At 57.9% G+C, this 23,145-nt stretch carries 23 protein-coding genes and 4 tRNA genes; 19 read left to right on the plus strand and 8 right to left on the minus strand.

Annotated features, from left to right (window positions below; genetic code table 11):
• Positions 1-73: 73 nt before the first annotated feature.
• Positions 74-268, minus strand: a complete 195-nt coding sequence (locus LOY52_RS10130) for a hypothetical protein (protein ID WP_025108897.1) — start codon at positions 266-268, stop codon at positions 74-76.
• Between the two features lie 229 nt (positions 269-497).
• A complete protein-coding gene (locus tag LOY52_RS10135) occupies positions 498-848 on the minus strand; it encodes a hypothetical protein (protein ID WP_007965394.1) in 351 nt (116 codons plus the stop codon).
• 256 nt (positions 849-1,104) lie between these two features.
• Here LOY52_RS10135 and LOY52_RS10140 point away from each other — a divergent pair, with 256 nt between their 5' ends.
• Together LOY52_RS10140 and LOY52_RS10145 are read left to right on the plus strand one after the other, a co-directional pair.
• Positions 1,105-1,923 carry a shikimate 5-dehydrogenase gene (locus LOY52_RS10140; protein ID WP_258679343.1) on the plus strand — a complete coding sequence of 273 codons (819 nt, stop codon included), beginning with the start codon at positions 1,105-1,107 and terminating at the stop codon, positions 1,921-1,923.
• 216 nt (positions 1,924-2,139) lie between these two features.
• A complete protein-coding gene (locus LOY52_RS10145) occupies positions 2,140-2,658 on the plus strand; it encodes a cupin domain-containing protein (RefSeq protein WP_258679344.1) in 519 nt (172 codons plus the stop codon).
• Between the two features lie 116 nt (positions 2,659-2,774).
• Here the strand turns inward: LOY52_RS10145 and LOY52_RS10150 are convergent, their stop codons facing one another.
• Entirely contained in the window at positions 2,775-3,419 is a 645-nt protein-coding gene (locus tag LOY52_RS10150; protein ID WP_258679345.1) for a YceH family protein, read from the minus strand.
• A 125-nt stretch (positions 3,420-3,544) separates the two neighbouring features.
• Between LOY52_RS10150 and LOY52_RS10155 the strand changes: the two genes are divergently transcribed.
• Complete coding sequence (locus tag LOY52_RS10155; protein ID WP_007965386.1) at positions 3,545-4,054, plus strand: DUF1993 family protein; 510 nt, start codon at positions 3,545-3,547, stop codon at positions 4,052-4,054.
• 146 nt (positions 4,055-4,200) lie between these two features.
• On the opposite strand, the gene sstT is transcribed toward LOY52_RS10155, so the two are convergent.
• Positions 4,201-5,433 carry a serine/threonine transporter SstT gene (gene sstT / locus LOY52_RS10160; RefSeq protein ID WP_258679346.1) on the minus strand — a complete coding sequence of 411 codons (1,233 nt, stop codon included), beginning with the start codon at positions 5,431-5,433 and terminating at the stop codon, positions 4,201-4,203.
• 334 nt (positions 5,434-5,767) lie between these two features.
• Here sstT and LOY52_RS10165 point away from each other — a divergent pair, with 334 nt between their 5' ends.
• Positions 5,768-6,931, plus strand: coding sequence for an MFS transporter (locus LOY52_RS10165; RefSeq protein ID WP_258679348.1), 1,164 nt, complete (start codon positions 5,768-5,770; stop codon positions 6,929-6,931).
• On the opposite strand, the gene nhaR is transcribed toward LOY52_RS10165, so the two are convergent.
• Positions 6,926-7,825 (minus strand): transcriptional activator NhaR, encoded by a 900-nt coding sequence (gene nhaR, locus LOY52_RS10170; protein WP_086794737.1) that lies wholly within the window; start codon positions 7,823-7,825, stop codon positions 6,926-6,928. The two genes, LOY52_RS10165 and nhaR, sit on opposite strands and share 6 nt — an antisense overlap.
• Positions 7,826-8,054: 229 nt before the next feature.
• Between nhaR and LOY52_RS10175 the strand changes: the two genes are divergently transcribed.
• On the plus strand, positions 8,055-8,297 hold the full coding sequence (locus tag LOY52_RS10175; protein WP_258679847.1) for a hypothetical protein: 243 nt from the start codon (positions 8,055-8,057) through the stop codon (positions 8,295-8,297).
• 29 nt (positions 8,298-8,326) lie between these two features.
• Positions 8,327-9,076 carry a TerC family protein gene (locus tag LOY52_RS10180; protein ID WP_202369784.1) on the plus strand — a complete coding sequence of 250 codons (750 nt, stop codon included), beginning with the start codon at positions 8,327-8,329 and terminating at the stop codon, positions 9,074-9,076.
• 233 nt (positions 9,077-9,309) lie between these two features.
• Here LOY52_RS10180 and LOY52_RS10185 read toward each other — a convergent pair whose 3' ends face one another.
• Positions 9,310-9,459 carry a hypothetical protein gene (locus tag LOY52_RS10185; protein ID WP_258680090.1) on the minus strand — a complete coding sequence of 50 codons (150 nt, stop codon included), beginning with the start codon at positions 9,457-9,459 and terminating at the stop codon, positions 9,310-9,312.
• A gap of 246 nt (positions 9,460-9,705) precedes the next feature.
• Between LOY52_RS10185 and LOY52_RS10190 the strand changes: the two genes are divergently transcribed.
• The 3 genes from LOY52_RS10190 to LOY52_RS10200 all read left to right on the plus strand — a co-directional run bounded on the left by LOY52_RS10190 (position 9,706) and on the right by LOY52_RS10200 (position 10,880).
• A complete protein-coding gene (locus LOY52_RS10190; protein ID WP_258679350.1) occupies positions 9,706-10,377 on the plus strand; it encodes a peptidase C39 family protein in 672 nt (223 codons plus the stop codon).
• 89 nt (positions 10,378-10,466) lie between these two features.
• A complete protein-coding gene (locus LOY52_RS10195; protein WP_007965370.1) occupies positions 10,467-10,673 on the plus strand; it encodes a DUF6021 family protein in 207 nt (68 codons plus the stop codon).
• A gap of 12 nt (positions 10,674-10,685) precedes the next feature.
• Positions 10,686-10,880: a hypothetical protein gene (locus LOY52_RS10200; protein ID WP_047291581.1), complete on the plus strand. Its 195-nt coding sequence runs from the start codon at positions 10,686-10,688 to the stop codon at positions 10,878-10,880.
• Between the two features lie 144 nt (positions 10,881-11,024).
• Here the strand turns inward: LOY52_RS10200 and pbpG are convergent, their stop codons facing one another.
• Positions 11,025-11,963 (minus strand): D-alanyl-D-alanine endopeptidase, encoded by a 939-nt coding sequence (pbpG, locus tag LOY52_RS10205; RefSeq protein ID WP_096795700.1) that lies wholly within the window; start codon positions 11,961-11,963, stop codon positions 11,025-11,027.
• Positions 11,964-12,192: 229 nt separating this feature from the next.
• Positions 12,193-13,047, minus strand: a complete 855-nt coding sequence (gene folD, locus LOY52_RS10210) for a bifunctional methylenetetrahydrofolate dehydrogenase/methenyltetrahydrofolate cyclohydrolase FolD (protein ID WP_003223627.1) — start codon at positions 13,045-13,047, stop codon at positions 12,193-12,195.
• A 275-nt stretch (positions 13,048-13,322) separates the two neighbouring features.
• Here folD and LOY52_RS10215 point away from each other — a divergent pair.
• From LOY52_RS10215 to LOY52_RS10260, 10 genes are all read left to right on the plus strand, one after another.
• Positions 13,323-13,399 (plus strand) — tRNA-Arg (locus tag LOY52_RS10215).
• Positions 13,400-13,431: 32 nt separating this feature from the next.
• Positions 13,432-13,507: transfer RNA gene (locus LOY52_RS10220), tRNA-His, on the plus strand.
• A gap of 58 nt (positions 13,508-13,565) precedes the next feature.
• Positions 13,566-13,650, plus strand: a tRNA-Leu gene (locus LOY52_RS10225).
• Between the two features lie 76 nt (positions 13,651-13,726).
• Positions 13,727-13,802, plus strand: a tRNA-His gene (locus LOY52_RS10230).
• Positions 13,803-14,198: 396 nt separating this feature from the next.
• Positions 14,199-15,509: a trigger factor gene (gene tig, locus LOY52_RS10235; RefSeq protein WP_027614582.1), complete on the plus strand. Its 1,311-nt coding sequence runs from the start codon at positions 14,199-14,201 to the stop codon at positions 15,507-15,509.
• 92 nt (positions 15,510-15,601) lie between these two features.
• Positions 15,602-16,237 carry an ATP-dependent Clp endopeptidase proteolytic subunit ClpP gene (gene clpP, locus LOY52_RS10240; protein WP_007951559.1) on the plus strand — a complete coding sequence of 212 codons (636 nt, stop codon included), beginning with the start codon at positions 15,602-15,604 and terminating at the stop codon, positions 16,235-16,237.
• A 112-nt stretch (positions 16,238-16,349) separates the two neighbouring features.
• The gene (clpX, locus tag LOY52_RS10245) at positions 16,350-17,633 is read left to right on the plus strand and encodes an ATP-dependent Clp protease ATP-binding subunit ClpX (RefSeq protein WP_003223632.1); all 1,284 of its coding nucleotides are present in this window, start codon (positions 16,350-16,352) and stop codon (positions 17,631-17,633) included.
• 163 nt (positions 17,634-17,796) lie between these two features.
• Positions 17,797-20,193 (plus strand): endopeptidase La, encoded by a 2,397-nt coding sequence (gene lon / locus LOY52_RS10250; RefSeq protein WP_027614583.1) that lies wholly within the window; start codon positions 17,797-17,799, stop codon positions 20,191-20,193.
• A 147-nt stretch (positions 20,194-20,340) separates the two neighbouring features.
• On the plus strand, positions 20,341-20,613 hold the full coding sequence (locus tag LOY52_RS10255) for an HU family DNA-binding protein (protein WP_002552737.1): 273 nt from the start codon (positions 20,341-20,343) through the stop codon (positions 20,611-20,613).
• A 236-nt stretch (positions 20,614-20,849) separates the two neighbouring features.
• Positions 20,850-22,721: a SurA N-terminal domain-containing protein gene (locus LOY52_RS10260; RefSeq protein ID WP_027614585.1), complete on the plus strand. Its 1,872-nt coding sequence runs from the start codon at positions 20,850-20,852 to the stop codon at positions 22,719-22,721.
• Positions 22,722-23,145: the final 424 nt, after the last annotated feature.

The raw sequence follows: 23,145 nt of genomic DNA on the forward strand, positions 1-23,145 counted from the left end.
ACCTTAGTGATTCGCTGCGCTCAGGGACAATCAACGCTTTCGATAGTGGTCATTGATCACAGTGAGGACTGTGTCAGTCGACAACCTGGTCGAGCATGTGCACCACTTCGCGCTCATTGAGCAGGCCCTTGTGCACGAGATTCTCCGCCAGCAGCGAAAGAAACTTGGCGCAGCGGTGGCCTTCCAGGTGTTTCAATTCAGTCAGCGCGCTGTACACCTTGCTTGAAGTGCACAGGCCGACGATGCGGTGCGGATTTTGTGTAGGCATGGGTCGTCCTTGTTTTTATCAACCTGTTGTTTACGGACGGATTCAGATTGCGGTTCCGTCATGACAAATAGATGACCGTTCTGTGTTTTGCCCCCAACGGTCAAGTCCATCATGCCGACTTTAGCTGCTGGAACTGTCCTCACAGCGACCTTGGCGAGATTTTTTCAGACTTTGCCCGACCGACGGTCATAAAAAAGCCCCGCTATAAAGCGGGGCTTGTTGGTTGCGATTACCAGCGCGGACCACCGTAGTAGCCGTGTGGCCGGCCATAGTAGCCGCGTGGTGGGCCGTAGTAGACCGGGCCAGGCACGTAAACCGGTTGTTGCACGTAGACCGGGGCCGGCTGGTAGTAGACCGGTGGCGGCGGTTGTTGCACATAAACCGGTGCCGGTTGAGCGTAAACAGGCTGTTGTACATAGACCGGCCGGTCCTGGTTGATCAATGCCGAGCCGATGATGGCCGAGCCGACGATCGCACCAAACACTGCCGGACCCTGCCAGCCACCGCCGTGGGCTTCTGCCTGACCTGTGATAGCGAATGCACCAATCAACAAGGCCACGATGGGGAGTTTACGAATCATGATAATTCCTCGGTTCTTCGACCCGGCGTCCGGGCCTGCACCAGGCCCAAAGTTGTCGCGGGGATACTTCTATGACAGCGAAATTCTGAAAATCAGCACAGCCGCTGGGTAAATTTTGTGTAAGGTCTGTACCGGCTTCTTTACCGGCAGGTCAAAGGGGCTCGCGGCCCGTTGCAGACAGGCGCTTATGATCGTCCAGAACCCGATGGAATGGCTAACTCCGTCCATCCGAAAGTCCGTTTTAAGGAGAAGTTTCATGCAGATGAATCCCAACAAAGACACCCAGCTGTGCATGTCCCTGTCGGGGCGCCCAGGGAATTTCGGTCTGCGCTTTCATAACCATTTGTATGAGCAGTTGGGCCTGAATTTCTATTACAAGGCGTTCAGCAGTCAGGACCTGCCGGGGGCCGTCGGCGGCATTCGTGCGCTGGGGATTCGTGGTTGCGGGGTGTCGATGCCGTTCAAGGAAGCCTGCATCGCGCTGGTCGATGAGCTCGATGCGTCAGCAGCGGCGATCCAGTCGATCAACACCATCGTTAACACCAACGGCCATCTCAAGGCCTACAACACCGATTACATCGCCATCGCGCAATTGCTGGAAACCCACGCGGTGCCGCGAGACACGACGTTCGCCCTGCGCGGCAGCGGCGGCATGGCCAAAGCGGTGGCCAGTGCCTTGCGTGATGGTGGCTACAAGAACGGCTTGATCGTTGCGCGTAACGAGCGCGCCGGACGGGCACTGGCGGACTCGCTGGGCTATCGCTGGCAGGCGGAGCTCAGCGAAGAGCGGCCGCAGATGCTGATCAACGTCACTCCGGTGGGCATGGACGGCGGGCCGGAGGCCGGGCAACTGGCGTTCGAGCCTGAAGTGATCCAGGCGGCCGGGACCGTTTTCGATGTGGTGGCGATTCCGTCGGAAACTCCGCTGATCGTGCGGGGGCGTGCCGAGGGTAAGAAGGTGATTACCGGGCTGGAGGTGATTGCGATCCAGGCGCTGGAGCAATTTGTGCTGTACACGGGCGTGCGGCCGAATGAAGCGCAGTTTGCGGCGGCGGTGGCGTTTGCCCGGAGCTGATGAGTTGTGCTGGCTGGGCGGGCCTCTTCGCGAGCAGGCTCGCTCCCACAGTTGAATTTTTGTCATGCACAGATTGTGTGTTCGCTGTAGATCCTCTGTGGGAGCGAGCCTGCTCGCGAAGGATGCGCCACGGTCTCAAGCCAGACATCCATGCCTATACTGCCTCCCCAGCCAGCCCAGACTTGCCACCCACGAAAACCGTGACCGAGGCCCGCCATGCACCCACCCATTCTCAACCTGCATCAGGTCGAACTCGAACCCTTGCCCGAAGCCCTGGCCCCGGAAGGCGAAACCGCCGGGCGTTATCAGCAGCGCATGGCGCGGGTAGGCCAGCAACTCGGCGCGCAAAAACTCGGTTATCGCCTGTACGCATTACCGCCGGGCATGCGCGGCAGTCCGTTTCACAGTCATCGGGTCAATGAAGAGATGTTCTATGTGGTGGCCGGGGAGGGCGAAGTGCGGCTGGGGGCTGAACGCTTTCCGATCCGCACGGGCGACGTGATTGCTTGCCCGCCGGGCGGCCCGGAAACGGCGCATCAGATCATCAACACCAGCGACGCGGAGCTGCGTTATCTGGCGGTCAGCACCCAGCAGCAACCGGATATCTGTGAATACCCTGACTCCAACAAATACGCGGTGATGGACAACTTCAAAGTCGATGACCAGGGCAATGCGTCAGGTTTTGTTGCCGTGGCGCGGCTGGCGGATGGGGTGGATTACTGGGATGGGGAATAACCCGTTGATCTCATGTAGGAGTGAGCCTGCTCGCGATGGCGGTCTGTCAGGCAATGAAATTCTGAATGAACCAGCGCAATCGCGAGCAGGCTCACTCCTACAAGGTATTGTGGTGATTATTCGAGGCGCGCCAGGCGTTCTTCCAGCGCGGCAATACGCGCTTCCAGCTCTTCGATGCGCTCGACTGACACGCTGCTGATCGAGCGCTCGGCTGGATTCTGCCGCGCCGCCAGGATCGCCTCGATATCCGCCGGATCGCCCAGTGCATGGGTGTAGCGGTCTTCACGCTGACCGGCCTGACGCGGGATCAACACCGCCAGTCCGCGCGCGATCAGGCGCTCAAGCTGATGCACCACCTGCTCGGCATCTTCGAAATCATGCATGCGGCCGCTGCGGGTCAGCAGTTCATTCACCGTCTGCGGGCCACGCAGGAACATCAAACCGCTGAGAATCACTTGGGCCGGCACCAGTTCCAGCGCCTTGTCGAGCTTGTGCTCCCAGCGATCGGCGCGACTGCCCATGACCAGCTTCGCGTAACCGTAGCTTTCCAGCGCACGCAGGCTCTGGCCGACCTGGCCTTGAGTCAGGTTCATCACCGGCTCGCGGCTGGTTTTCTGATTGCAGGCCAGCACCAGTGCATTGAGGGTCAGCGGGTAGGTTTCCGGGCTGGTGGCCTGTTTTTCGATCAGCGCACCCAGGATGCGGATTTCCGTGGCGTTGAGCCGTGGTTCGTCGGTGGTGGTTGCAAGTTCGGTGGTCATCGCGCGTTCCCTCAGCAGTCGAAGGCGCCTAGCCTAATCCTTGGCTAACAAAAGGCAAGCCGTGTGGTCATCAAGCATGGCTATAATCGCCTCCACGTTCCACCCAGCCACTACTCGAGACTGCCATGACCATTTCCCTGTACGCCGCATCCGTCCCGGTTTTTCAACAAATGCTCAACGCCCTGAGCGATGTCCTGAAAAAGGCTGAAGCCCACGCCACCGAGAAAAACATCGACCCGAACGCTTTCCTGCAAGCACGTCTGTACCCGGACATGTTCCCGTTGGTGCGTCAGGTGCAGATCGCCGTCGACTTCGCCAAGGGCGTATCCTCGCGTCTGGCCGAAGTCGAAATCCCGAAATATGACGACACCGAAACCACCTTCGCCGAGCTGCAAGCGCTGATCGCCAAGGTTCTGGCCTACATCGGCGAGATCAAGCCGGAGCAGATCAACGGCAAGGAAGGCATCGAGATCGTGACCCGTCCCGGCACGCCGAAAGAGAAGCGCTTCAGCGGCCAGGCTTACCTGCTGAGCTACGGTCTGCCGCAGTTCTTCTTCCACGTCACCACCACCTACGCGCTGCTGCGCCACAACGGTGTTGAAGTGGGTAAACGCGATTACATGGGCGCGTACTAAAACACCCGGCAACAAAAAAGCCCGCCAAGGTTTGCGCCTTGGCGGGCTTTTTATTGGGTAAAGCAAAAGATCGCAGCCTGCGGCAGCTCCTACAGGAAAGCGCATTCCTAATGTAGGAGCTGCCGGAGGCTGCGATCTTTTGATCTTCAGGCTGAACGCTGAACTTTCGCCTCTTCACCCAAGCAAGCCGCGGCGGTAAACAGCACATCAGTCGACGAATTCAACGCAGTCTCCGCCGAGTCCTGCAGCACGCCAATGATGAAACCAACCGCCACCACCTGCATGGCAATCTCGCTCGGAATGCCGAACAGGCTGCACGCCAGCGGGATCAGCAGCAGCGAACCGCCGGCCACGCCCGACGCGCCACAGGCGCAGATCGCTGCGACGACGCTGAGCAGGATCGCGGTCGGGATGTCCACGGCAATCCCCAGCGTGTGCACGGCGGCCAGGGTCAGCACGGTGATGGTGATCGCTGCGCCGGCCATGTTGATGGTCGCACCCAGCGGGATCGATACCGAGTAAGTGTCTTCATGCAGGCCCAGGCGCTTGCTCAGTTCCAGGTTGACTGGAATGTTCGCCGCCGAGCTGCGGGTGAAGAACGCGGTGATGCCGCTTTCGCGCAGGCACTTGAGGGTCAGCGGATACGGGTTGCGACGCAGCTTCCAGAACACGATCAGCGGGTTCATCACCAGCGCGACGAACAGCATGCAGCCCAGCAGCACGCCCAGCAGGTGCGCGTAACCGATCAGTGCGCCGAAACCCGAGGTCGCGAGCGTCGAGGCCACCAGACCGAAAATGCCCAGAGGTGCGAAGCGAATCACCACGCGCACGATCAGCGTCACGCCGTTGGACAGGTCACCGACCACCTCGCGGGTGGTGTCACCGGCATGGCGAATCGCGACGCCCATGCCGATCGCCCAGGCCAGGATGCCGATGAAGTTGGCGTTCATCAGCGCGCTGACCGGATTGTCGACCACGCTCAACAGCAGACTCTGCAGAACTTCAGTGATCCCGCCCGGAGCCGTCACCGCGACGTTGTCGGTGGACAGCACCAGATGCGAGGGAAACGCCATGCTCGCGACAACCGCCACCACCGCCGCAGCGAAGGTGCCGAGCAGGTACAGAAACAGGATCGGCCGGATGTGGGTTTCCTGACCGTGCTTGTGGTTGGCAATCGACGCCATCACCAGCACGAACACCAGAATCGGGGCCACGGCTTTCAGCGCCGAGACGAACACTTTGCCGATGAATGCCGAGCCTTTCGCCGCTTCCGGGGCGAACAGCGCCAGAGCGATACCGGCAATCAGGCCGATCAGGATCTGCGTGACCAGGCTGAGGTTTTTAAGGCGTTGCAAGAGAGAAGGGGATGAAGCAGTCATAACGGCATCTCTGTTTTTATACGGTTCAGGGTTGCGTGAAACCGGTGATACATCGGGGGCAGGTCACCGGCACGAAACGAAAGGGCTGATGCGACATCAACGCCATGGAACCGGTCGTTGATCAGGGTGTACGTTTTTCGGGGCGCGGACTTTATCACAGCGTAGGCGTTATCCTTCAGGCCTGTGACGATCTGCCACCGGATTGATCGCCAAGTCGGCAGGTTTGTGCAAGTCAGCCCGGAAACACTCTGTTAAGATTCACCATCCTCATTTTCATAGTCTGCCAGCGGGCCTTTCGGTCATCGCTGGTGTCGTCGTTTTGCTGGAGTTGCTCATGCTGTTGCCCATTCTTCTGTTGTCCGCCGCCGGATTCACGGTGCTGACCACGGAATTCGTCATCGTCGGCCTGTTACCGGCCATTGCCCGCGACTTGGCGGTAACCATTCCGCAGGCCGGTCTGCTGGTGACTCTATTCGCTTTCACGGTGGCGATGTTCGGTCCATTTTTGACCGCGTATTTCGCCCGGTTCGAGCGGCGCAAGTTGTTCATCAGCATTCTGATCATGTTCGGCCTGGCCAACACGGTGGCGGCGCTGGCGCCGAACATCTGGGTCATGGCCATCGCCCGGTTGATCCCGGCGCTCGGCTTGCCGGTGTTCTGGGCCTTGGCCAGTGAGACCGCAGTGGACATCGTCGGCCCGGATCACGCTGGCCGCGCGATTGCCAAGATCGGCTTCGGCATTGTTTGCGCGACGGTGTTCGGTATTCCGGTGGGCACGTTGATTTCCGATGCGTTCGGCTGGCGCAGTGCGTTCGCGATTCTGGCGGTGATCGCTTTCGCCAAGGCCTTGCTGCTGTTGGTTTACCTGCCGAAAACCAGCCTGCACCAGCATCAGGTCAGCTTCGCCTCGCAGTTCAAGATCCTGCGCAACCCGCTGATGATCGGTCATGTCGTATTGTCGATCCTGGTGTTCAGCGGCATGTTCACCGCTTATACCTATCTGGCCGACATTCTTGAGCGTCTGGCCGGGTTCAACGGCACGGTGGTTGGCTGGTGCCTGATGGGCTTCGGTGCGGTCGGGCTGATCGGCAACTCGCTGGGCGGCCGCGCGGTGGATCGTCATCCGTTAGGCGCCTCGGTGTTGTTCTGCGCGTTCATGATCGCCGGCATGGTCTCGCTGGTGCCGAACATTCACTCGACGGTGGGGCTGGCGGTGGCCATGGGCATCTGGGGTATCACCCAGGCTGCGTTGTTCCTGGTCAGCCATGTGCGCCTGATGAAGGCCGCACCGGAAGCGCCAGCCTTTGCCGCCTCGCTGAATATCGCCGGGGCCAACCTCGGGATCGGCCTCGGTGCGATGATCGGCGGGCGGGTGATTGACAGTGCCGGCCTCGGTTTTCTGGGGTTCGCCGCTGCCGGGTTCATCCTGTTGTCGGTGTTCCTCGCCATGGTGTTGATGACGCTCAAGCCGCGCGACGCATGCGCCCAGGCGTCATAACGCGGTAAACAGCTCGCGTCGGGCACCTTCGGTAATCGCAACGATGCCGGGGTGCTTGACCTTGCGCTCCACTGAAATGGCATAGAACGACTCGGTCACCGCATCGGTCTGGCCAATCACTTCGACGCCGTACTGGCGTTTGACTTCATCGGCAATCACGCTCGGACCGATGAAGATCCCGCTGCCCGATTGGCCGAAGGCTTGCATCAGGGCGCTGTCATCGAACTCCCCGACGATTCGCGGCTGGATCTGCTGCTCGGCAAACCAGCGCTGCAAACGGCTGCGCACTACGGTTTCCGCGCCGGGGATCAACAGCGGTGCGCCGTTGAGGCTGCGCGGAAAATCCTGCCCGTATTGCGCCGCCAACTGCGCGGTGGCGAAGAAACTGATCCCACACTCGCCGAGCTTCTGGCTGTACCCCTTGATGTCGAGATGCGATGGCATCGGACTGTCGGAAATCACCAGATCCAGGCGCTGGATCGCCAGATCCGCCAGCAGGCGTTCGAGTTTGTCTTCGCGGCAGGTGATGCGCAGTGGCTCGTGCAGTTCCATGGTCGGCGCGATCAGGCGGTAGACGATGGATTTGGGCACCACATCCGCCACGCCGACGCGAAACAGGATCTGCTGTTCGTTGGGCTGGGCACGCAGCATCAACTCCAGCTCGCCGCCCAGCTGAAACATCTGCTCGGCGTAGGGCAGGGCCTGGCGTCCGGCTTCGGTCAGTTCGAGCTGACGGCCGACCCGTTGAAACAGTTCGATGCCGTAAGTTTGTTCGAGCAGCGAAATCTGCCCGCTGATGGTTTGTGGCGTGAGGTTAAGTTGCTCGCAGGCACGCACGATGCTGCCGGTCTTGGCCACCACCCAGAAGTAATGCAGTTGTCGGTAATTCAGCATTCGCCGCGTCCCCTCTGTAGGAGCTGCCGAAGGCTGCGATCTTTTGATCTTGCTTTAAAAAATCAAAAGATCGCAGCCTGCGGCAGCTCCTACATCGATTGTTATAGTTCGTTAAAGCCGAAGTATAGCCGCTAAAAATACGAATTTTCCTGAAGTGTTTGTCTCCCTAGAATGCCCAGCCATCGACGGGCGGTCTGTGACCCTGTCTGTTCATTCGAAGGAAAGCCCCATGAAATACACAATCCCTGCACTGATGTTTACGTCTTTACTGCTTATGGCCGGTTGCGATCAGGCCGAGAAAAGCGCCCAGCAATTGATGGGCAAGGCCGCCGAAAGCGCCAAACAGGCGATCGACGATACGCACAAGGCTGCTGAACAAGCACTCAGCGACGCCACAGGCGGCCTGATCGAGAAAAAAGCAACACCGGAAAAAGACGCGGAAAAATCCGAATCTTCCTCCAAGACCATCTAAACCGTCTTACACAGAGTCAGGACTGACCCATGGAATATCTGTTAGAACTCGCCGCCAGCCCCGCCGCCTGGGTTGCTTTGGCCACACTGGTGGTGATGGAAATCGTGCTCGGCATCGATAACCTGATCTTTATTTCGATCCTGACCAACAAGCTGCCCGCGCAGCATCGGCAGAAGGCGCGGCGCATCGGTATCGGCATGGCGCTGATTCTGCGTCTGGCTCTGTTGAGCACTATTGCCTTCATCGTGCAGTTGACTGCCCCTGTGATCGAAATCATGGGCCAGGCGTTCTCCTGGAAGGACATGATCCTGATTGCCGGTGGTCTGTTTCTGGTGTGGAAAGCCACAACCGAGATCCATCACAGCATGGACCCGGCGCCGGAAGACCCGAAATCCGCGACATCGACCGTGACCCTGGGCTTCGCTGCCGCGATCGGTCAGATCCTGATGCTGGACATGGTGTTCTCGATCGACAGCATCATTACCGCGGTGGGCATGACTGAGCACTTGCCGATCATGGTGATCGCAGTAGTGGTCTCGGTAATGGTGATGCTGTTTGCGGCTGAACCGCTGGCCAAGTTCATCAACGACAACCCGACGGTGGTGATGTTGGCGCTGGGCTTCCTGATCATGATCGGCATGACGCTGATCGCCGAAGGCTTCGGCGCCCACGTACCGAAAGGTTATGTGTACGCGGCCATGGCATTCTCGGCAGCGATTGAAGTGCTGAACATGATGTCGCGCCGGGCGAAGCAGAAGAAGCTGGCTCAGCAGGCGTAAATCGTAACAAATGGAAAGGCCGGCTGGACTTCAGGAGTCCAGCCGGCCTTTTTGCTTTATGGCTCATGCCTTATGGCTTATGGCTTATGGCTTATGGCTTATGGCTTATGTCTTATGGCTGGTGCCTTATGTAGGAGCTGCCGAAGGCTGCGATCTTTTGACTTTGAAGATCAAAAGATCGCAGCCTTCGGCAGCTCCTACAGGGGGGGCATATCTGGCGAGGTGGCAAAGTTTCAGTGCGCAGTCGCGTGGCGGTGCTTTTCTGGCTTGTGATTCGGGGTCGAATCGACCGGATGGTGATGGCGCCGCGCAATACGCAGCACGCCCCACAGCATGGCGCTGGCCACTGCCAGCCAGCCGGCGATCAGCATTACGATAGTCATGGTCAGGCTCATCAGTGCCTCCTCTTTGCCCTGCGTCGGGCACTCACTTTTTCAATTCGCTCTGTTTCAGTGACAGTCTAGACAATGGGGTGTTTCAGACTATTGACCAAAGGTCGGTGATGACCAATCAGTTCGCTCTATGCAAACGATCGGTCTGCGGTTTAAGGCTATACCGCAGGCGTGCTCCGCCCTATGATCGCAGGCGTTGCCGGAACACGATGACCGGCGTCTGATCAGAGAGTGACGATGGTGCAGGTATTTTCTCGATTGCGAGGGGTGTTGCTGGTGGCCGGTTGCGTGGCCGTGTTGGCGGGGTGTGCGGGCAGCGTGGCGCCGCAGGTCAAGCGTCTGCCGGAGCGGGTCGAACTCAGCGGCACGTTCTATCGCGGCGAAGCCAATCAGAGTGGTCCGCAAGTGCTGGCCAGCCTGTTGTCGCAGCAGGGCATCATGATCACGCCGGGCCTGCTGGAAAAACCGTTGCATCTGCCGGGGGCACAGGACCAGCTGCAACAGAATCTGCAGAACCTGGCCCGTGATTACGGCATGGTGGTCTATCCGCTGGACAAGAACCTGCCTGCCTTGTTGACCCAGGTGGCGGCCGGTTATCCGGTAATGGTGCGCTTCAGTGAAGGCTCGGCGTTCTGGGCTGAACCGCGTTATGCGATCCTTTCCGGTTACGACCGGCTGAAACAGAAGGTGCTGTTGCGCGCCGGGATGAATCGCCGAGAACTGATGAGCTTCAGTTCCTTTGAATCGGCCTTCGAAAAATCCGGCGGCTGGGCGGTACTGATCCAGAAACCGTCGCAGATTCCCGCCGAGGTTGATCGCCAGCGCTGGCTCACGGCAGCGGACGAGCTGGCGCAGGCCGGGCAGGAACGTGAAGCGGCGCAAGCCAGAAAGGCTCTGGCCGCACATTAAGGCTCCGTTCGTCATCTGCCGGGCACCCTCACGCTCGGCAGGCCTCTCACTGATAGAGCCCGAATGTGCGGGTGAATCAGGAGGCGAGCATGGCAGATTCCCCATCCCCGAAAGGCCCACACTCAAGCGAGCATTCGTCCGGTCATGATCTGGGTTTCGATCCGGATTCACCGGATCTCGACGATCCGCAGGTCGACCCCGTCGGCCCGGCCAAGGCGCCGAAAGACGTGGAACCTGGCGAAGACAGCAAGCGTCCGGCCAAGCCCTACGATCCGTTGGCTGACCTGAAACCCTGAAGTGAGGTGCGTATGAGTACCGATTCCAGCTTCGACGATAAAAAACCGGATAGCGTGCCGACCACGCCTGAGGACGACGTGGATCCTGTGCTGGATCCGGACAGTCCGCTGCGCGATCCGTTGGCGCGGCCTAATGTGCTGACGCCAGATCCGAGCGCTGGTGACGGCATTCCGGATGACGACAAAATGCCGCTACCCAATGATTGAATAAAGGCTATTTAACCAATGGCTAATGTGGCGAGGGAGCTTGCTCCCGCTGGACTGCGCAGCAGGCCTTTTCTTGTTAAAAAAGAAGGTCCGCTACGCGCCCCAGCGGGAGCAAGCTCCCTCGCCACAGTTGGTTTTTTTCGGTTACTTGGAGGCTTCGACCACGCCGCTCTGGCGCGACTTGAGGTTTTTCTCGGCCTTGTATTGTTGAGCCACTGCCGGAACGTTGGCGCTACGGCCAGTTTCCATCCAGCTGCGGATACGGCTGGCATCGGCAAAATGCGTGTACTTGCCGAACGCATCGAGGATCACCAGGGCGACCGGACGATTGCTCATCCGCGTTACCAGCACCAGGCAATGACCCGCGGGGTTGGTAAAGCCGGTTTTGGTGATCTTGATGTCCCAGTCAGCCTTGTTCACCAGGTGATCGGTGTTGCGGAAACCCAGGGTGTAATTGGGTTTGCGGAACGCTACGGTTTTTTCTTTGGTGGTGGTCAGCTCGCTGAGGATCGGATGCTTGCTCGCGGCGACCAGCAATTTGCTCAAGTCGCGGGCGGTGGACACGTTGCGTTCAGACAGCCCGGTCGGCTCGACATAGTGCGTGTTGGTCATGCCCAGCGCCTTGGCCTTGGCGTTCATTGCGGCGATGAACGCGGCGTAACCGCCTGGATAGTGATGCGCGAGGCTGGCGGCCGCACGGTTCTCCGAGGACATCAGGGCAATCAGCAGCATCTCGCGACGCGGCAGTTCGCTCTTGAGTTTGACTCGGGAGAACACGCCTTTCATTTCCGGCGTGTGGCTGATGTCGACGTCGATCCATTCGTCCATGTTCTGGTGCGCTTCAACCACCACCAGTCCGGTCATCAACTTGCTCACCGAAGCGATCGGTACGATCACATCCGGGTTGCTCGAATAGATGACTTTATTGGTCTGCAAATCCATAAGCAGGGCGCTGCCGGAGGCGATCTTCAATTGCGAAGCATCGCGTGGCGCGGCGGTAGTTTCAGCGGCGTTGACGGTTGGCGTGACGAATGTGCCTGAAAAAGCAAAAACCAGGCTCAGAATCGAAAGACGAATTTTCACGCGGGCGAACTCATAAAGGTTGGATATTCCGTTAGTTTGTAACGGGTTATTTCTTCAAAGCGTCGCATTCTAGGAGTATGGCTGAAGATCTGTCGATGGTTGTTTGAATGACCTGAAAATCTCGTGAAAAGGCCTGTAAAAAGAGGGGTTTCCGGCGAACGGTTAGTGTTTTTTCTCAGATACGAAAAACCCCGCACAATGCGGGGTTCTTTTATTGCGGAAAAACGTCTCAGGCGTGCAGGGTTTCTGCCGCGTAGAGGGTGTTTTCCAGCAGGCAGGCACGGGTCATCGGGCCAACGCCGCCGGGAACCGGAGTGATCCAGCCGGCGCGGGGCAGGGCGGTTTCGTACACCACGTCACCGACCAGTTTGCCGTCGTCCTGACGGTTGATGCCGACGTCGATCACGATCGCGCCTTCCTTGATCCACTCGCCCTTGACCAGGCCCGGCTTGCCGGCGGCGACCACTACCAGATCGGCGCGGCCGACGTGGCCGGCCAGATCCTTGGTGAAACGGTGGGTGACGGTCACGGTGCAACCGGCCAGCAGCAGCTCCATCGCCATCGGACGACCGACGATGTTCGACGCACCCACCACCACCGCATCCAGACCATAAAGGTCCACGCCGGTGCTTTCCAGCAAGGTCATGATGCCTTTTGGTGTGCACGGACGCAGCAGCGGAATGCGCTGGGCCAGGCGACCGACGTTATAAGGATGGAAGCCATCGACGTCTTTGTCCGGGCGAATGCGCTCCAGCAGTTTGGAGGCGTCCAGGTGCTCGGGCAGCGGCAGTTGCAGCAGCACGCCGTCGATGGCCGGGTCGTCGTTGAGGCGATCGATCAGATCGGTCAGCGCTTCTTGAGTGGTTTCGGAAGGCAGGTCGTAGGCTTGAGAGAGGAAGCCGACCTCTTCACAGTCTTTACGCTTGTGCGAGACATAAACCTGAGAGGCAGGATCGCTGCCGACCAGGATCACCGCGAGGCCGGGAGTGCGCAGGCCTTGCTGGCGACGCTCGGCAACTCGTTGGGCGATCTGCTGGCGCAGGCTGGCGGCGATCGATTTGCCGTCGATTAGTTGTGCAGTCATTGCGCGTGATTAACCATCGAGAGGGGAAAAAAAGAGAACGCATTCTCGCATGTCAGGCGGTGAGGGCAAAGGCGCTTGGTCAGCAAATTCCCCTAACTCCTTTAATTAAATGAATTTTTTTCAAAAAAGATTTGACGACCTTAAGGTCGCTCTATACTATTCGTCGCACTTGTCGGGCACAGCCTAGCACTGGTTAAGAAGGTTGAGCGGGATTACGGTTCTGCGAGGCTGGAAAGCATTTAGTTTGTAGTCCTCCAAGGGTACAGATTAACAAGGCGCCCGTAGCTCAGCTGGATAGAGCATCCGCCTTCTAAGCGGATGGTCGCAGGTTCGAGTCCTGCCGGGTGCGCCATTAGGCAGCTTTGGCACAAGTAACGCGATATGGTGGGCGTAGCTCAGTTGGTAGAGCACGGGATTGTGACTCCCGTTGTCGTGGGTTCGATCCCCATCGTCCACCCCATATTTCGAAAGGCGCCAGATGTAACAGTCTGGCGCCTTTGCTTTAAAAAGCTTCATCTGCGGATGTGGTGGAATTGGTAGACACACTGGATTTAGGTTCCAGCGCCGCGAGGCGTAAGAGTTCGAGTCTCTTCATCCGCACCAATTAAAGCTTCATTCATGCCGCAGGCCTGATGAAGTTCAGCAAAGAAGTTGAATGGCTTTTTTGTGACGCAATATGGTGGGCGTAGCTCAGTTGGTAGAGCACGGGATTGTGACTCCCGTTGTCGTGGGTTCGATCCCCATCGTCCACCCCATATTTCGAAAGGCGCCAGATTTAACAGTCTGGCGCCTTTTTTGTTTTACGGCTGGTGGTTTGTTGTGCTGGGTTTCAGGTCGAAGGGCAGGGCGTTTCGTCGTGTTCATGGGCTTGCGGCCTGCGTGTCGACCACCGGTCATGTTCGCAGGATCGGCCGTCAGGGAGATGGTTCGCGGTCTCTTCTATATATAGAAGCGGTGAGCAGAGCCCTGGCGTGATGGTCTTTATTCGTCTTCGGGGTGGAGTGCATTGCTGCATTCACACCTATAAATGGCCTGCTGTTTTTTTACCCGTTTTCAGTAGGGTGACTTCTTGAGTTTGACCCACTAGAATGCATGCCCTTGATTCTGGGGTCGGAAACGGCCGGCTAACGTCTGTGCAACGAGGAATATCCATGCAAGTTTCTGTTGAAAATACTACTGCTCTTGAGCGCCGCATGAGCGTCACCGTGCCGGCTGAGCGCATTGAGAGCCAGGTCAACAAGCGTCTGCAGCAGACTGCCCAAAAGGCCAAGATTGCTGGCTTCCGTCCAGGCAAAGTGCCAATGAGCGAAATCAAGCGCCGTTTCGGTGCTGACGCTCGTCAGGAAGCTGTTGGTGATGTCATCCAGTCCTCCTTCTACGAAGCTGTGGTTGAGCAGAAGCTGAACCCTGCCGGTTCGCCTTCGATCGAGCCAAAGTCGCTGGAAGCTGGCAAGGACCTGGAATACGTTGCCGTATTCGAAGTGTTCCCTGAGTTCACCGTTGCCGGTTTCGACGGCATCACTGTCGAGCGCCTGAGCGCTGAAGTGGCTGACGCCGATCTGGACAAAATGCTGGACATCCTGCGCAAGCAGAACACCCGTTTTGAAGTGGCCGATCGTGCCGCTCAGAACGAAGATCAGCTGAACATCGATTTCGTTGGCAAGGTTGACGGCGAAGCCTTCGCTGGCGGCTCGGCCAAAGGCACTCAGCTGGTGCTGGGTTCCGGTCGCATGATCCCGGGCTTCGAAGAAGGCCTGGTGGGTGCTAAAGCGGGCGAAGAGCGCGTTCTGAACCTGACCTTCCCTGAGGACTATCAGAACCTGGACCTGGCCGGCAAAACCGCCGAGTTCACCGTGACTGTAAACACCGTGTCCGAGCCTAAGCTGCCAGAGCTGAACGAAGAGTTCTTCGCTCAATTCGGCATCAAGGAAAGCGGCATCGACGGTTTCCGCACCGAAGTTCGCAAGAACATGGAGCGTGAACTGCGTCAGGCCATCAAGTCCAAGGTAAAAAATCAGGTGATGGACGGTCTGCTGGCCACCAACCCGATCGAAGTGCCAAAGGCTCTGCTGTCCAACGAAGTTGACCGTCTGCGCGTGCAGGCTGTTCAGCAGTTCGGCGGCAACATCAAGCCTGACCAACTGCCGGCCGAGCTGTTCGAAGAGCAAGCCAAGCGCCGTGTAGTGCTGGGTCTGATCGTGGCCGAAGTGGTCAAGCAATTCGACCTGAAGCCTGACGAAGCCCGCGTTCGTGAAATGATTCAGGAAATGGCTTCGGCTTACCAGGAACCTGAGCAGGTCGTGTCCTGGTACTACAAGAACGAGCAGCAACTGAACGAAGTTCGTTCGGTTGTGCTGGAAGAACAAGTTGTGGATACTGTTCTGCAGAAAGCTAGCGTGACCGACAAATCGGTCTCTTACGAAGAAGCGGTCAAGCCGGTAGAAGCTCCAAAAGCCGACTGATTGTTTTTGCGTTAAGAAGTACACACATAAGCCAGCCTTCGAGCTGGCTTATGCGTATTCAAGACATAACTATTTGGGAGTGACTGCAGAGCATGTTCCGTAATTCGTATATTCAGCAGAACTCTGATATCCAGGCCGCCGGCGGCCTGGTCCCGATGGTTGTCGAGCAATCTGCTCGTGGCGAGCGCGCCTATGACATCTACTCGCGCCTTCTGAAGGAGCGCGTAATCTTTCTGGTGGGTCCTGTAGAGGACTACATGGCCAACCTGATCTGTGCGCAATTGCTGTTCCTTGAAGCGGAAAACCCGGACAAGGACATCCATCTCTACATCAACTCCCCGGGCGGTTCGGTGACAGCGGGCATGTCGATCTACGACACCATGCAGTTCATCAAGCCAAACGTATCGACGACCTGCATTGGTCAGGCGTGCAGCATGGGTGCATTCCTGCTGACGGCCGGTGCTCCAGGCAAGCGTTTCTGCCTGCCGAACTCGCGTGTGATGATTCACCAGCCACTGGGCGGTTTCCAGGGCCAGGCGTCGGATATCGAAATCCATGCCAAGGAAATCCTCTTCATCCGCGAGCGTCTGAACACGCTGATGGCCAAGCACAGCGGTCGTACGCTTGAAGAAATCGAGCGCGACACCAACCGCGATAACTTCATGAGTGCAGAAGCTGCGAAGGAATACGGTCTGATCGACGAAGTCATCAACCAGCGTCCTGCGTAAAATAAGCAGCTCAAAATAAGGTGGGTCGGCAGGTCCGACCACCAGCGGGCTTGAAAAAGCCCGCAATAGCCTTCATCTTGTGTTGCAAGCCTATCGGATTTGGATCGAACGAATGACTGACACCCGCAACGGCGAGGACAACGGCAAGCTGCTCTATTGCTCCTTCTGTGGCAAAAGCCAGCATGAAGTGCGCAAATTGATTGCCGGCCCCTCGGTCTTTATCTGCGACGAGTGCGTCGACCTGTGCAATGACATCATCCGCGAGGAGGTGCAGGAAGCACAGGCCGAAAGCAGCGCGCATAAATTGCCTTCGCCTAAAGAAATCAGCGGCATCCTTGACCAGTATGTAATCGGTCAGGAGCGTGCGAAGAAGGTTCTGGCCGTAGCGGTGTACAACCACTACAAGCGTCTGAACCAGCGTGACAAGAAGGCTGACGACGTCGAACTCGGCAAGAGCAACATCCTGCTGATCGGCCCGACAGGCTCCGGTAAAACCCTGCTGGCCGAAACACTGGCCCGCTTGCTGAACGTTCCGTTCACCATCGCTGACGCAACCACCCTCACCGAGGCTGGCTACGTAGGTGAAGATGTCGAGAACATCATTCAGAAACTGCTGCAAAAGTGCGATTACGACGTGGAGAAGGCCCAGATGGGCATTGTCTACATCGACGAAATCGACAAGATTTCCCGCAAGTCCGACAACCCGTCGATCACCCGCGATGTTTCCGGTGAAGGCGTGCAGCAGGCCTTGCTCAAGTTGATCGAAGGCACGGTCGCTTCCGTTCCACCGCAAGGTGGCCGCAAGCATCCGCAGCAGGAATTCCTGCAGGTCGACACCCGTAACATCCTGTTCATCTGCGGTGGTGCGTTCTCCGGTCTGGAAAAGGTTATTCAAAACCGTTCCACCAAGGGCGGCATCGGTTTCAACGCAGAAGTGCGCAGCAAGGAAGAAGGCAAGAAAGTTGGTGAGTCCCTGCGTGAAGTCGAGCCTGACGACCTGGTCAAGTTCGGTCTGATCCCGGAATTCGTCGGTCGTCTGCCGGTTCTTGCGACGCTGGACGAGCTCGACGAGGCTGCACTGATGCAGATCCTCACCGAGCCGAAAAATGCTCTGACCAAACAGTATGCCAAGCTGTTCGAGATGGAAGGCGTGGATCTGGAGTTCCGGACCGACGCACTGAAATCGGTCGCCAAGCGTGCCCTGGAACGTAAAACCGGTGCCCGTGGCCTGCGTTCGATTCTCGAAGGTGTGCTGCTCGACACGATGTACGAAATCCCTTCGCAGTCCGAAGTGAGCAAAGTCGTCATCGATGAAAGCGTGATCGAAGGCAAGTCCAAGCCACTGTATATCTACGAAAACAGTGAGCCGACGGCCAAGGCCGCGCCGGACGCGTAAGCGTCCACACTGCCGGAACAAAGAAGGGGCCTTCGGGCCTCTTTTTTTTTATGTCGTTTTTTACATCCGCTTTGCGCTTGTTTTTTTTCAAGGCAGCCCCCATCTTGGCTTCAAGCTTAATTCCATCTGATTACGGCCATATGGCCGCCGTAGAGGCGAAATCATGAAGACAACCATCGAATTGCCTCTCCTGCCATTGCGTGATGTCGTGGTTTATCCGCACATGGTTATCCCGCTGTTCGTGGGGCGCGAGAAATCCATCGAAGCCCTCGAGGCAGCGATGACGGGCGACAAGCAGATCCTGCTGCTGGCCCAGAGAAATCCGGCTGACGACGATCCCGGTGAAGAAGCTCTCTATCGCGTAGGTACGATCGCGACTGTGCTGCAGCTGCTGAAGCTGCCGGACGGCACCGTCAAGGTTCTGGTCGAAGGTGAGCAGCGCGGCGCTGTAGAGCGCTTCAGCGAAGTTGACGGGCATTGCCGCGCCGAAGTCTCGCTGATCGACGAAGTCGACGCCGCCGAGCGCGAATCCGAAGTGTTCGTGCGCAGCCTGCTGTCGCAGTTCGAACAATATGTGCAGTTGGGCAAGAAAGTCCCGGCTGAAGTCCTGTCGTCGCTCAACAGCATCGATGAGCCGGGTCGTCTGGTCGATACCATGGCCGCGCACATGGCGCTGAAGATCGAACAGAAGCAGGAAATCCTCGAAATCATCGATCTGTCGGCCCGGGTCGAGCACGTGCTTGCCTTGCTGGATGCCGAAATCGATCTGCTGCAAGTCGAAAAACGCATTCGCGGCCGCGTCAAAAAGCAAATGGAGCGCAGCCAGCGCGAGTACTACCTGAATGAGCAGATGAAGGCCATTCAGAAAGAGCTGGGCGACGGTGACGAAGGTCACAACGAAATCGAAGAGCTGAAAAAGCGCATCGATGCTGCCGGCCTGCCGAAAGATGCCCTGGCCAAAGCCACTGCCGAGCTGAACAAGCTCAAGCAAATGTCGCCGATGTCCGCTGAAGCCACCGTGGTGCGTTCCTACATCGACTGGCTGGTGCAGGTGCCGTGGAAGGCACAAAGCAAGGTACGTCTCGACCTGGCGCGTGCTGAAGACATTCTCGATGCCGATCACTACGGTCTCGAAGAGGTCAAGGAACGCATCCTTGAATACCTCGCTGTGCAGAAACGCGTGAAAAAGATTCGCGGCCCTGTGTTGTGCCTGGTCGGTCCGCCTGGCGTGGGCAAAACCTCGCTAGCAGAGTCGATTGCCCATGCGACCAACCGCAAATTCGTGCGTATGGCCCTCGGTGGCGTGCGTGATGAAGCGGAAATTCGTGGTCACCGTCGGACTTACATTGGTTCGATGCCAGGAAGATTGATTCAAAAGATGACAAAAGTGGGCGTACGCAACCCGCTGTTCCTGCTCGATGAAATCGACAAAATGGGCAGCGACATGCGTGGCGACCCGGCGTCGGCGTTGCTGGAAGTGCTCGATCCGGAGCAGAACCACAACTTCAACGATCACTATCTGGAAGTCGATTACGACCTGTCCGATGTGATGTTCCTGTGCACCTCGAACTCGATGAACATCCCGCCGGCACTGCTGGACCGGATGGAAGTCATTCGTCTGCCGGGCTACACCGAAGACGAAAAGATCAATATCGCCGTCAAGTACTTGTCGCCCAAGCAGATCGCCGCCAACGGTCTGAAGAAAGGCGAGCTGGAATTCGATGAAGAAGCGATCCGCGACATCATCCGTTACTACACCCGCGAAGCCGGTGTGCGTGGCCTCGAACGTCAGATCGCCAAGGTCTGCCGCAAGGCCGTAAAAGAGCACGCGCTGGAAAAACGTTTCTCGGTGAAAGTGACAGCTGATCTGCTGGAGCACTTCCTCGGCGTGCGCAAATTCCGCTACGGTCTGGCAGAGCAACAGGATCAGATCGGTCAGGTGACTGGCCTGGCCTGGACGCAGGTGGGCGGGGAATTGCTGACCATCGAAGCGGCTGTGGTGCCGGGTAAAGGTCAGTTGATCAAGACCGGTTCGCTGGGCGATGTAATGGTCGAATCGATCACTGCCGCGCTGACCGTTGTACGCAGCCGTGCCAAGAGCCTGGGCATTCCTCTGGACTTCCACGAGAAGCGCGATACCCACATTCACATGCCGGAAGGGGCGACCCCGAAGGACGGTCCTAGCGCGGGTGTGGGCATGTGCACGGCACTGGTGTCGGCCTTGACCGGGATCCCGGTGCGCGCCGATGTCGCCATGACCGGCGAAATCACCCTGCGTGGCCAAGTGCTGGCGATTGGTGGTCTGAAGGAAAAACTGCTCGCGGCTCATCGCGGCGGAATCAAGATTGTGATTATTCCGGAAGAAAACGTGCGCGATCTGAAGGAGATTCCTGACAATATCAAGCAGGATCTGCAGATTAAACCGGTTAAATGGATTGACGAGGTCCTGCAAATTGCGCTGCAATACGCGCCGGAGCCCTTGCCGGATGTGGCTCCGGAGATAGTTTCCAAGGACGAAAAACGTGAGTCTGATTCAAAGGAAAGAATTAGCACGCATTAATACGTTTTTGCCTGGGGGGCTTCCTTGACAGCTTTTTAGAGCCCTTGTTATAAAGCGGCTCTTAAGTGTCTGTAGGCCATTCAGCACTGTTTTTGCTTTCACCAAAAAACTTAGAATCATCTCAAAATAGATATAAGGGGACTTAGAGTGAACAAGTCGGAACTGATTGATGCTATCGCTGCATCCGCTGATATCCCGAAAGCTGCTGCTGGCCGTGCGCTGGACGCTGTAATCGAATCCGTCACTGGCGCTCTCAAGGCTGGCGACTCCGTTGTTCTGGTAGGTTTCGGCACGTTCTCCGTGACTGATCGTCCAGCTCGTATCGGTCGTAACCCACAGACTGGCAAGACGCTGGAAATCGCTGCTGCTAAAAAGCCAGGTTTCAAAGCCGGTAAAGCACTGAAAGAAGCTGTCAACTAAGCAAGTTTGTTTCAGGTTTTTACCCATCCGGGTCGGGGTCATGCCTGACTTGGCAGCGGAGCGGTAGAGCAGGTCGCTGGAACAGCTGCCTGTAACGCCGGGATCGAGGGTTCGAGCCCTGTCCGCTCCGCCAGTTACGAGAAGGCGCATCCTCGGATGCGCCTTTCTTCTATCCGGATTCTACCCACGCTCCACGGTTGCCTAATTTTTGAAGTTCAACCGTTTCTGGGGGACGCATGCTGCAGAATATCAGGGACAATTCACAAGGCTGGATTGCCAAGACCATTATCGGGGTCATCGTTGCACTGATGGCTCTGACCGGTTTCGATGCCATTTTCAAGGCCACGACGCACACCAACGATGCGGCCAAGGTCAATGGTGAAGAAATCAGCCAGAACGAGCTGAGCCAGGCCGTTGACATGCAACGCCGTCAGCTGATGCAACAGCTGGGCAAGGACTTCGATGCTTCCTTGCTTGACGAAAAAATGCTCCGCGAATCGGCCCTCAAGGGTCTGATCGATCGCAAGCTGCTGCTGCAAGGCGCAGAACAATCGAAATTCGCTTTCTCCGAAGGTGCACTGGATCAGGTGATCCTGCAGACCCCTGAATTCCAGGTGGACGGCAAGTTCAGTTCCGAGCGCTTCGACCAGGTGATCCGTCAACTGGGCTACACCCGTATGCAATTCCGCCAGATGCTGGCTCAGGAAATGCTGATCGGTCAGTTGCGCGCCGGTGTTGCCGGTAGCGGCTTCGTCACCGACGCCGAAGTGCTGGCATTCGCCCGACTGGAAAAACAGACCCGCGACTTCGCTTCGCTGAACGTCAAGGCCGACCCGGCCGCGGTCAAGCTGACCGACGACGAGGTCAAGGCTTACTACGACGAGCACGCCAAGGAGTTCATGACCCCTGAGCAGGTGGTTGTCGATTACGTCGAGCTGAAGAAGTCCTCGTTCTTCGACCAGGTTGCGGTCAAGGATGAAGACTTGCAGGCGGCGTATCAGAAAGAGATCGCCAACCTGTCCGAACAGCGCCGCGCCGCGCATATCCTGATCGAAGTCAACGACAAGACCACCGACGCTCAGGCCAAGGCGAAGATCGAAGAAGTCCAGGCGCGTCTGGCCAAGGGCGAGAAATTCGAAGCGCTGGCCAAGGAGTTCTCGCAGGATCCGGGTTCGGCCAACAATGGCGGTGACCTCGGTTTCGCCGGTCCTGGCGTCTATGACCCAGCTTTCGAAAAAGCCCTGTACTCGTTGAACAAGGACCAGGTGTCCGAGCCGGTGCGTACCGACTTCGGTTACCACCTGATCAAGCTGCTGGGTGTTGAAGCGCCTGAAGTGCCGACCCTGGCCAGCCTGAAAGACAAGCTGACCCGCGAGCTGAAGACTCAACAGGTCGAGCAGCGTTTTGTCGAGGCGACCAAGCAGCTGGAGGACTCGGCGTTCGAAGCGTCTGACCTGGCCCAGCCTGCGGCAGATCTGAAACTGACTGTGCACACCTCCAAGCCATTCGGCCGTGAAGGTGGCGAAGGCATCGCCGCCAACCGCGCGGTGGTGACGGCTGCGTTCAGTCAGGAAGTGCTGGAAGAAAACGCCAACAGCACCGGCATCGAGCTGGATCCGGAAACCGTGGTCGTGCTGCGTGCCAAGGAACATCTGAAGCCTGAGCAGTTGCCACTGGAAGCCGTAAACACGGCGATCCGTGCCCAACTGACCAAAGAGCACGCCAGCGCCGCGGCCAAGACCAAGGCTGACCAGTTGATTGCTGGTCTGCGCGATGGCAAGACTGCGCAGGACAAGGCGGTTGATGGCCAGAACTGGAAGGTTGTGACGGCGGCGACCCGTGCTCAGGAAGGGGTTGACCCGACTGTGCTGCAGGCGTTGTTTCGCATGCCGAAACCGGCAGCCAAGGGCAAGCCGACGTTCAGCAGCGTGACCTTGCAGGACGGTAGTCTGATGATCGTGCGTCTGGACGGTGTGAATGAAGCAGTAGCGCCGACTGATGAAGAGAAGGCGCAGTACCGTCGCTTCCTTGCTTCGCGTGAGGGGCAGCAGGATTTTGCGGCGTTCCGCAAGCAGTTGGAGAGTCAGGCGGACATCAAGCGGTATTGATGGTTGACTGAGTGGTAACTGGAAAGCCCCGGCCTTATGGACGGGGCTTTTTTTATGGTCGAGATTTGGGTGTATATCCGTTGCTTCGGGTGCTGCGCCTGGCGGTTTCGCCCTTACGGCGAGTCACTTTGGCAAACGCCCCAAAGTAACCAAAAGTCTGGGCCCCGGCGTTCGGCCCTCGCCGTGGCTCGGGTTCCTTCGTTACGGGATTCATCCGGGAACATCGCCTCCGGTTTGCTTCGCTGCACCTCCTCTCGATGTGTTTGGCTTCGCCAAACGTCGCTGCGCTCCTTCCCCCGGATAAACCCCTCCACTCAGCCTGCCGATGGGGCCGGCACGGCAAGATCAAGAGCTTTCGGCGAGCTGACACTCGGCCTGTGTAGGAGCTGCCGAAGGCTCGGGCCGCGTTCGGACGATCTTTTGA

The sequence above is a fragment of the Pseudomonas sp. B21-051 genome, assembly GCF_024748795.1.
GTDB classification, from domain to species: Bacteria; Pseudomonadota; Gammaproteobacteria; order Pseudomonadales; family Pseudomonadaceae; genus Aquipseudomonas; species Aquipseudomonas putida_A.

Bases quoted from the DNA above. Each gene is read 5' to 3' on its own strand.
- LOY52_RS10130 (WP_025108897.1), bottom strand. From the start codon at position 268: ATGCCTACACAAAATCCGCACCGCATCGTCGGCCTGTGCACTTCAAGC.
- LOY52_RS10135 (WP_007965394.1), bottom strand. From the start codon at position 848: ATGATTCGTAAACTCCCCATCGTGGCCTTGTTGATTGGTGCATTCGCT.
- LOY52_RS10140 (WP_258679343.1), top strand. From the start codon at position 1,105: ATGCAGATGAATCCCAACAAAGACACCCAGCTGTGCATGTCCCTGTCG.
- LOY52_RS10145 (WP_258679344.1), top strand. From the start codon at position 2,140: ATGCACCCACCCATTCTCAACCTGCATCAGGTCGAACTCGAACCCTTG.
- LOY52_RS10150 (WP_258679345.1), bottom strand. From the start codon at position 3,419: ATGACCACCGAACTTGCAACCACCACCGACGAACCACGGCTCAACGCC.
- LOY52_RS10155 (WP_007965386.1), top strand. From the start codon at position 3,545: ATGACCATTTCCCTGTACGCCGCATCCGTCCCGGTTTTTCAACAAATG.
- sstT (WP_258679346.1), bottom strand. From the start codon at position 5,433: ATGACTGCTTCATCCCCTTCTCTCTTGCAACGCCTTAAAAACCTCAGC.
- LOY52_RS10165 (WP_258679348.1), top strand. From the start codon at position 5,768: ATGCTGTTGCCCATTCTTCTGTTGTCCGCCGCCGGATTCACGGTGCTG.
- nhaR (WP_086794737.1), bottom strand. From the start codon at position 7,825: ATGCTGAATTACCGACAACTGCATTACTTCTGGGTGGTGGCCAAGACC.
- LOY52_RS10175 (WP_258679847.1), top strand. From the start codon at position 8,055: ATGAAATACACAATCCCTGCACTGATGTTTACGTCTTTACTGCTTATG.
- LOY52_RS10180 (WP_202369784.1), top strand. From the start codon at position 8,327: ATGGAATATCTGTTAGAACTCGCCGCCAGCCCCGCCGCCTGGGTTGCT.
- LOY52_RS10185 (WP_258680090.1), bottom strand. From the start codon at position 9,459: ATGACTATCGTAATGCTGATCGCCGGCTGGCTGGCAGTGGCCAGCGCC.
- LOY52_RS10190 (WP_258679350.1), top strand. From the start codon at position 9,706: ATGGTGCAGGTATTTTCTCGATTGCGAGGGGTGTTGCTGGTGGCCGGT.
- LOY52_RS10195 (WP_007965370.1), top strand. From the start codon at position 10,467: ATGGCAGATTCCCCATCCCCGAAAGGCCCACACTCAAGCGAGCATTCG.
- LOY52_RS10200 (WP_047291581.1), top strand. From the start codon at position 10,686: ATGAGTACCGATTCCAGCTTCGACGATAAAAAACCGGATAGCGTGCCG.
- folD (WP_003223627.1), bottom strand. From the start codon at position 13,047: ATGACTGCACAACTAATCGACGGCAAATCGATCGCCGCCAGCCTGCGC.
- tig (WP_027614582.1), top strand. From the start codon at position 14,199: ATGCAAGTTTCTGTTGAAAATACTACTGCTCTTGAGCGCCGCATGAGC.
- clpP (WP_007951559.1), top strand. From the start codon at position 15,602: ATGTTCCGTAATTCGTATATTCAGCAGAACTCTGATATCCAGGCCGCC.
- clpX (WP_003223632.1), top strand. From the start codon at position 16,350: ATGACTGACACCCGCAACGGCGAGGACAACGGCAAGCTGCTCTATTGC.
- lon (WP_027614583.1), top strand. From the start codon at position 17,797: ATGAAGACAACCATCGAATTGCCTCTCCTGCCATTGCGTGATGTCGTG.
- LOY52_RS10260 (WP_027614585.1), top strand. From the start codon at position 20,850: ATGCTGCAGAATATCAGGGACAATTCACAAGGCTGGATTGCCAAGACC.